Here is a 6854-nt window from a genome sequence, read left to right on the forward strand (position 1 = left end):
GGGTCGGACTTGGCAGGGTGTGAGGTGACCGCCCGTTCCTCTCAACGGAGAGAGCAGTACATGCCGACTTCCGTCCTCCCCAGCACCGCCTCCCTCGCCGATCGCGCGCGGGCCGCCCTGGACCGGTGCCGCGTCGCCGCGCCCCAGGAACCGGCCGGGGCCGACGGCTCGGCCAGGTCTCCCATCACCGGCCAGGACCTCTTCGCACTGGGCCACGAGTCCGCCGCCGACGTCGAGCGGGCCGTCACCACGGCCCGGGAGGCCTTCGCCGCCTGGCGCGACACCCCGGCCCCGGTGCGCGGACAGCTCGTCCACAGGCTCGGTGAGCTGCTGCGCGAGCACAAGGCCGACCTCGCCGAGCTGGTGACCGTCGAGGCGGGCAAGATCCGTTCCGAGGCGCTGGGCGAGGTCCAGGAGATGATCGACATCTGCGACCTGGCCGTGGGCATGTCCCGGCAGTTGTACGGGCGCACCATGCCCTCCGAGCGGCCCGGGCACCGGCTCATGGAGACCTGGCACCCGTTGGGGGTGGTCGGCGTGATCACCGCCTTCAACTTCCCGGTGGCGGTGTGGTCGTGGAACACGTGCGTGGCCCTGGTGTGCGGCAACACCGTGGTCTGGAAGCCCTCGGAGCTGACCCCGCTCACAGCGCTGGCCTGCCACGGCCTGCTCATGCGCGCGGCCCGGGAGGTCGGCGCGCCCGCCGAGGGCCTGCACCGGGTCGTGCTGGGCGGCCGCGAGATCGGCCGGGCGCTGGCCGACGACCCCCGGGTGGCCCTGCTCTCGGCCACCGGCTCGACCGCCATGGGCCGCGAGGTGGCGCCCCGGGTGGCCGCCCGCATGGGCCGCTACCTGCTGGAACTGGGCGGCAACAACGCGGCCGTGGTCGCCCCCTCCGCCGACCTGGACCTGGTGGTGCGCGGCAGCGTCTTCTCCGCCGCGGGCACCGCGGGCCAGCGCTGCACGACGCTGCGCCGCCTCATCGTGCACGAGGACGTGGCCGAGGAGGTCACCCGGCGGATCGTGGACGCCTACAAGCAGTTGCGCGACCGTGTCGGCGACCCCTTCGCGGAGTCGACGCTGGTGGGCCCGCTGGTGGGCGAGCGCGGGTACGCCGCGATGCGCTCGGCGCTGGAGCGCGCAGCGGCCGAGGGCGGCCGGGTGCTGGTCGGCGGAGGCCGCGTCCTGGAGGAGGAGGCCGCCGACGCCTACTACGTCGAGCCCGCGGTGGTGCGCATGCCCGGCCAGACCGCCGTCGTGCGCGAGGAGACCTTCGCGCCGATCCTGTACGTGATGCCCTACCGCACGCTGGAGGAGGCGGTGGAGCTGCACAACGGAGTGCCCCAGGGGCTCTCGTCGTCGATCTTCACCCAGGACCAGTCCGAGGCCGAGCGGTTCCTGTCCGCGGCCGGTTCCGACTGCGGGATCGTCAACGTCAACATCGGCACCTCCGGCGCGGAGATCGGCGGGGCCTTCGGCGGGGAGAAGGACACCGGCGGGGGCCGCGAGTCGGGTTCGGACTCCTGGAAGGCCTACATGCGCCGGGCGACCAACACGGTCAACTACGGCGGAGAGCTGCCGCTGGCCCAGGGCGTGAGCTTCCTCTGAGGAGCCCGGTGCCCGTGCCCCGCCGGAAGCGGGCACCGGCGGCGCAACAAAAAAATTGCGCGCGATCATGTTGCGCGCAACTGAATTCTGTTACGGTGGTGCCCACCGAACGGCTCCGCACGCGCAGGAGGGGACACCGTGGCCGACGAGCAAGGGGAGAACCCCCTCGCCCTGGACAACCAGCTGTGCTTCTCCCTCTACGCGGCCTCCCGGGCCATGACCGGGCTCTACCGGGAACTGCTGGGCGACCTGGAACTGACCTATCCCCAGTACCTGGTCATGCTCGTGCTCTGGGAGCGCGGGACGCTCACCGTCAAGGAACTCAGCCGGGCCCTGCACCTGGACTCGGGCACGCTCTCGCCGCTGCTGCGCCGTCTGGAGTCCGCCGGGCTCCTGAACCGCGAACGCAGCTCCACCGACGAGCGCGTCGTCGAGGTCTCGGCCACCCCGAAGGGCGACGCGCTGCGCGCACGCGCCGAGGAGGTCCCCGAACGGGTCATGTGCTCGGCCGGACTGCCCCGGGAACGGGCCAGGGAGCTGCAGGAGGCGCTCGGGCTGCTCACGCGTTCGGTGGAGACCGCCTCCCGCGGGCGCGGCCCGTGCTGAACGGGGCCGCAGGCCCCATCCCCACCACCACACCGATCACGGACCACGAAGGAAAGAGGCAACCATGGCCTACGACGTGATGTACACCGCCAACGCCACCGTCACCGGAGAGGGCCGCAAGGGCAACGGCCGCACCGACGACCGCCGCCTGGAGGTCGACCTGTCCGTGCCCAAGGGCATGGGCGGCGACGACGGCCCCGGCACCAACCCCGAGCAGCTCTTCGCGGTCGGCTACGCCGCCTGCTTCCACGGCGCCCTCAAGGCCGTCGCCCGCAAGGAGAAGGTCGATGTCGACGACTCCACCATCGACGCCCAGGTCAGCCTGGGCAAGGCCGACGACGGCATGACCCTGGCCGTGGCGCTCACCGTCACCGTTCCGGGCGTGGACCAGGCCAAGGCCGAGGAACTGGTCGAGGGCGCGCACCAGATGTGCCCCTACTCCCGCGCCACCCGCGGCAACATCGAGGTGACCCTGACGGCCAAGACCGCCTAGCGGCACCTGCGCGGGTCCCCCGGGAGCCCTCCCCGGGCGGCCGCCTCGTCCGGGTCCGAGGGGCTCCGGAACCAGGGGGGAGGGCGCGGTGCGCGCACTCCCCCCTTCGCGTGCCCGAACGTCCCGGCCTCCGGCGCCGGCCCCCCGCACACGCACGAGGGGCCGGGAGGGGGTCTCCCCCTCCCGGCCCCTCAAGGCCTCACGGCCCCGCTCAGGCGGCCGTGTCCAGCAGCAGCAGGCGGTCCAGGATGTCCTGGAGGGTGACCAGGCCGATCACCTCGCCGTCCGACTCCACCAGGGACAGGTGGCTGCGGCTCTCGCGCATGATGCCCATCGCCGCGTACATCGGCGTCTCCGAGGCCAGCGTGAGCACCGGCCGCATCAGATCGGCCGCGGTGGTCCCCTCCGAACTCGTCAGCGCCTCGCGCACGTGCAGCACGCCCACGGGTTCGGCGCCGTCCATCACCACCAGGCGCAGGTGCGTGGACTCCCGCGACACCTGCTTGATGTCGTCCACCGTCGAGTTCGGGGACACCGACGCGATCTCCCCGCGCGGCGTCACGATCTCGTTCAGCGGGCGGGAGTTGACCTCCAGCGCCGTGGCCAGCTGGGCGCGGCGCTCGGGGTCGAGCGCACCGGCCTTGGCCGAGTGCTCCACCAGCTCGCGCACGTCGTCGGGGCCGTGGCCGGAGGACATCTCGTCCACCGCCTCCACGCCCAGCCGGTGCAGGCACCAGTTGGCCATGCCGTTGAGCATCAGCAGCAGCGGACGGGTGAACCACATGAACGCCCGCATCGGCACGGCCAGCATGATCGCCGACTTCTCCGGGTGAGAGATCGCCCAGGACTTGGGCGCCATCTCACCCACCACCAGGTGCAGGAAGGTCACCACGATCAGCGACAGCACGAACGAGACCACGTAGCCCACCGCCGCCGGCAGGCCGCCGAACAGCGGCTCCAGCATGTGGTGGACGGCGGGCTTGGAGATCGCGCCCAACGCCAGGGCGCACAGGGTGATCCCCAGCTGCGAACCGGCCAGCAGCAGCGACAGGTCACGGGCGCTCCTGACCGCAGCGCGTGCCGAGAAGCTGGATTCGGCGGCCTCCTCAAGCCGGTAGCGGCGCGCCGCCACCAGAGCGAACTCGATCGCCACGAAGAAGGCGCTCAGCGCGATGATCACCGCGGTCAGCGCGAGCGCCACCCACACGTTCATGTCACTCATGCCGACGCCTCCTGCGACTCGTTGCCCTGGACCTCGTGCAGGCGCAGCTCCACGGTGTGCGGAACGTGCCTCTGCACCGCGCTGACGACCATGGTCAGCCCCATGTCGGGGTCCTCGTCGTGCGCGCTGGGCGGCCTCGGCAGGGCGATGGAGACCCTGTCACCGGCCTCGGGGAGCCGGTGCAGTTCGTGCACCACCAGTCCGCCCAGGGTCTCGTAGTCCCCCTCGGGCAGGTCGTGGCCCAGCAGCCGCTCGACCTCGTCGATGTGCAGCGCGCCCGGGACCATGTAGGAGCCCTCGCCCTCCAGGTAGGAGGGAGACTCCTCCGCGGGGCTGTGCTCGTCGGCGATCTCGCCGACCAGCTCCTCGGCCAGGTCCTCGGTCGTGATGACACCGGCCAGGCCGCCGTACTCGTCCACCACGCAGGCGAACTCCTCGCCCGCCTCACGCAGTTGGCTCAGCGCGGAGGGCAGCGGCAGCGACGCGGGAAGCATCACGGTGCGCCGTGCCACCTCGCTGACCTTGGTGTTGGCCAGGTCCCGGTCGCCCAGCGCGAGCACGTCGCGCAGGCAGATGACGCCGACGATGTCGTCCACGCCGTCGCCCAGCACCGGGAAGCGCGAGTGGTCGGAGGCCATCAGCTCCACGACCCGGCTGACCGGGTCGCCCTCCTCCACGGTGGCCACCTCCGGTCGCGGGATCATCGCGTGCCCGGCGGTGCGCTCGTGGAAGTCCAGGGTGCGGTCCAGCAGGGTGGACAGTTCCGGCGGCAGGTCGCCGCTGGCCTTGGACTCGGCGATGATGCTCTCCAGGTCGCGCGCGGTCGCCGCGTGCTGGACGTCCTCGACCGGTTCGATCCGCACCGCCTTGAGCAGCAGGATCGCCGCCTGGTCGAACAGCCAGATGACGGGTCCGAAGATCTTCAGGTAGATCCCCGTGGACAGCGCCAGCCGACGCGCCACCGGCTCGGGCCGGGCGATGGCCAGGTTCTTGGGGAAGAGCTCTCCGAAGACCATCTGCACGACGGTGGAGAACAGCAGGGCCAGGACGGTGCCGATGGCCACGCCCGTCCCCGTGGGGATCCCGGCGAGGCCGAGGAGCTCACCGACGCCCTCGCCGATCATGGGCTCGGCCACGTAACCCACCAGCAGGGCGGTCACGGTGATGCCCAGTTGGGCACCGGAGAGCATGAAGGACGTCCGGTTGGTGATGCCCAGGGCCCTCTGGGCCCCGGCGTCGCCGGCCGCCGCCTTCGCCCGCAGTCGCGAGCGGTCCACGGCCATGTAACCGAACTCCTGGGCGACGAAGTAACCCGTCGCCACGGTGATCAGGAAGACCACCACGGTCCCGAAGGCGATACTGAGGATGGTGCTCGTCATCGGGCACGCACCGCCTGGTTCCGCTTCGGGTTCGGACTCCTACGAGGGTGCGCGCCCTTCGTAGAAGGGGGCTCGTCGTCTGTGTCGCAGCGTCCACTCAGGACGCTGCCGGTACTTCGGGACGGGTCCACTGTTCCTCTCTCTGCGCCTGTTGCGCTTTGTGGTGATATGTGACTACCAGGGATAAAGACGATCGGCCTGGGGCTATTGTTCCCCGGCGGTCGGTGTCTCCGGGGCGGTCAGTTCCCGGCGGGGGCGTCGGCCTCCCCGCCCAGTCCGGCCCACTCCCGGCGGCGGGCCTCGGCGAGCGCGATCGCGGTGGCCACGGCCACGTTGAGCGATCCCACCCGTCCGATCTGGGGAACGTAGGTGACGGCGTCCGCGCCCGCCAGCAGGGCGGGGGAGCAGCCGTGGTCCTCGGCGCCCACTGCCAGGCACACGTCCGGCTCCAGGGGAGCCGCGTGCAGCGGCAGCGCGCCGGAGGCCAGCTCGACCGCGACCACCCGGTACCCGTCCGCGCGCGCGGCGGCCAGGGCGTCCGCGGTGGAGGCCGACCGGGTGTGCTCGACCTTGGCGGCGGTGCCCAGGGCGGTCTTGCCGACCTTGGGATCGTCGGGGTCGGCGCTGTTGCCGGTCAACCAGAGTCGGTCGACGCCGAAGGTCGCAGCCGTGCGCAGGATCGAGCCCAGGTTGTAGGGCTGGGTGACCGATTCGACGAGAAGGGCGAGTCGCCCCTCGGTGCGCCTGCGCCACTGGCGGTTCAGGCGTTTGACGTCCGTGGGACGCAACTGCGTGCTCAACTGCGGTGTTTTCCTCGGCGGGTGTTCCCGGGCTGGTCCCGGAGGCCATCTGTTCGCCACAGAGTACAGGTCACCGTGCGTGGGCGCACGCATGACCTGTGACACACCGCGGCAAAAGCCGCTTCAAGCCACGGAACGGCGCACCGCGAGCACCCTGAAACCCGCGCGGGAGGCCACCCGTTCGGCGGGCAGGCCCTGCTCGTCCAGCCACTTCTGCAAAGAGTCCGAGCCCAGGTGGCGCTGGACCACGAGGTGGGCGACGCCCCCGGGGGTGAGCCGCCCCAGCCACGTGCGCAGCATGGAGTGCAGCACGCCCTTGCCGACCCGGATGGGCGGGTTGGACCACACCGCGTCGAAGGGGCCCAGCAGCTCCTGAGCGGTCACGTCCTCCCCCGCACGCGCGTCATCCCCGGACGAGCCCCGCTCCACCGACAGCCCGCCCTCGGTCCCCACCACCGCGAACCGCGCGTTGTCCAGCCCGTGATCGGCGGCGTTGCGCCGCGCCAGCCCCACCGCCCGCGCGTTGACGTCCACGCCCAGCACCCGCGCCCCCGGCGCGCGCGAGGCCATCGTCAGGGCGATGGGCCCGTAGCCGCAGCCCAGGTCGAGCAGGCGCCCGCCCTCGGGCGGCGCCGGGACCGACTCCAGCAGCACCCGCGTGCCGAGGTCGACCTTGTCGGGGGAGAACACGCCCCGGTCGGTGCGCAGCCGCAGGTGCAGGTCCGGCAGGACCAGATCGGCGGTGG

7 protein-coding genes are annotated in these 6854 nt (G+C 71.9%); 3 read left to right on the top strand and 4 right to left on the bottom strand.

Annotated features, from left to right (window positions below; all coding sequences use genetic code 11):
* Positions 1-60 precede the first annotated feature (60 nt).
* The 3 genes from ABD54_RS24565 to ABD54_RS24575 all read left to right on the top strand — a co-directional run bounded on the left by ABD54_RS24565 (position 61) and on the right by ABD54_RS24575 (position 2707).
* Positions 61-1608 (top strand): aldehyde dehydrogenase family protein, encoded by a 1548-nt coding sequence (locus ABD54_RS24565; RefSeq protein ID WP_047871916.1) that lies wholly within the window; start codon positions 61-63, stop codon positions 1606-1608.
* Positions 1609-1746: 138 nt separating this feature from the next.
* On the top strand, positions 1747-2214 hold the full coding sequence (locus tag ABD54_RS24570; RefSeq protein WP_047871917.1) for a MarR family winged helix-turn-helix transcriptional regulator: 468 nt from the start codon (positions 1747-1749) through the stop codon (positions 2212-2214).
* A 64-nt stretch (positions 2215-2278) separates the two neighbouring features.
* Positions 2279-2707, top strand: a complete 429-nt coding sequence (locus ABD54_RS24575) for an organic hydroperoxide resistance protein (RefSeq protein ID WP_047871918.1) — start codon at positions 2279-2281, stop codon at positions 2705-2707.
* A gap of 211 nt (positions 2708-2918) precedes the next feature.
* On the opposite strand, the gene ABD54_RS24580 is transcribed toward ABD54_RS24575, so the two are convergent.
* The 4 genes from ABD54_RS24580 to ABD54_RS24595 all read right to left on the bottom strand — a co-directional run.
* Positions 2919-3929: a hemolysin family protein gene (locus ABD54_RS24580; protein ID WP_047871919.1), complete on the bottom strand. Its 1011-nt coding sequence runs from the start codon at positions 3927-3929 to the stop codon at positions 2919-2921.
* Positions 3926-5308 carry a hemolysin family protein gene (locus ABD54_RS24585; RefSeq protein ID WP_047871920.1) on the bottom strand — a complete coding sequence of 461 codons (1383 nt, stop codon included), beginning with the start codon at positions 5306-5308 and terminating at the stop codon, positions 3926-3928. The genes ABD54_RS24580 and ABD54_RS24585 overlap by 4 nt, the downstream gene beginning before the upstream one ends.
* 239 nt (positions 5309-5547) lie before the next feature.
* Complete coding sequence (locus tag ABD54_RS24590) at positions 5548-6108, bottom strand: TrmH family RNA methyltransferase (protein WP_047871921.1); 561 nt, start codon at positions 6106-6108, stop codon at positions 5548-5550.
* Between the two features lie 123 nt (positions 6109-6231).
* Positions 6232-6854: class I SAM-dependent methyltransferase (locus ABD54_RS24595; RefSeq protein WP_082166980.1), on the bottom strand; the 623-nt coding region annotated here is incomplete at its 5' end.

The organism is Nocardiopsis sp. RV163 (assembly GCF_001029525.1).
GTDB lineage: Bacteria > Actinomycetota > Actinomycetes > Streptosporangiales > Streptosporangiaceae > Nocardiopsis > Nocardiopsis dassonvillei.

Excerpts from the sequence above, each read along its gene's own strand:
- ABD54_RS24575 (WP_047871918.1), top strand. The coding sequence starts at position 2,279 with ATGGCCTACGACGTGATGTACACCGCCAACGCCACCGTCACCGGAGAG.
- ABD54_RS24565 (WP_047871916.1), top strand. The coding sequence starts at position 61 with ATGCCGACTTCCGTCCTCCCCAGCACCGCCTCCCTCGCCGATCGCGCG.
- ABD54_RS24585 (WP_047871920.1), bottom strand. The coding sequence starts at position 5,308 with ATGACGAGCACCATCCTCAGTATCGCCTTCGGGACCGTGGTGGTCTTC.
- ABD54_RS24580 (WP_047871919.1), bottom strand. The coding sequence starts at position 3,929 with ATGAGTGACATGAACGTGTGGGTGGCGCTCGCGCTGACCGCGGTGATC.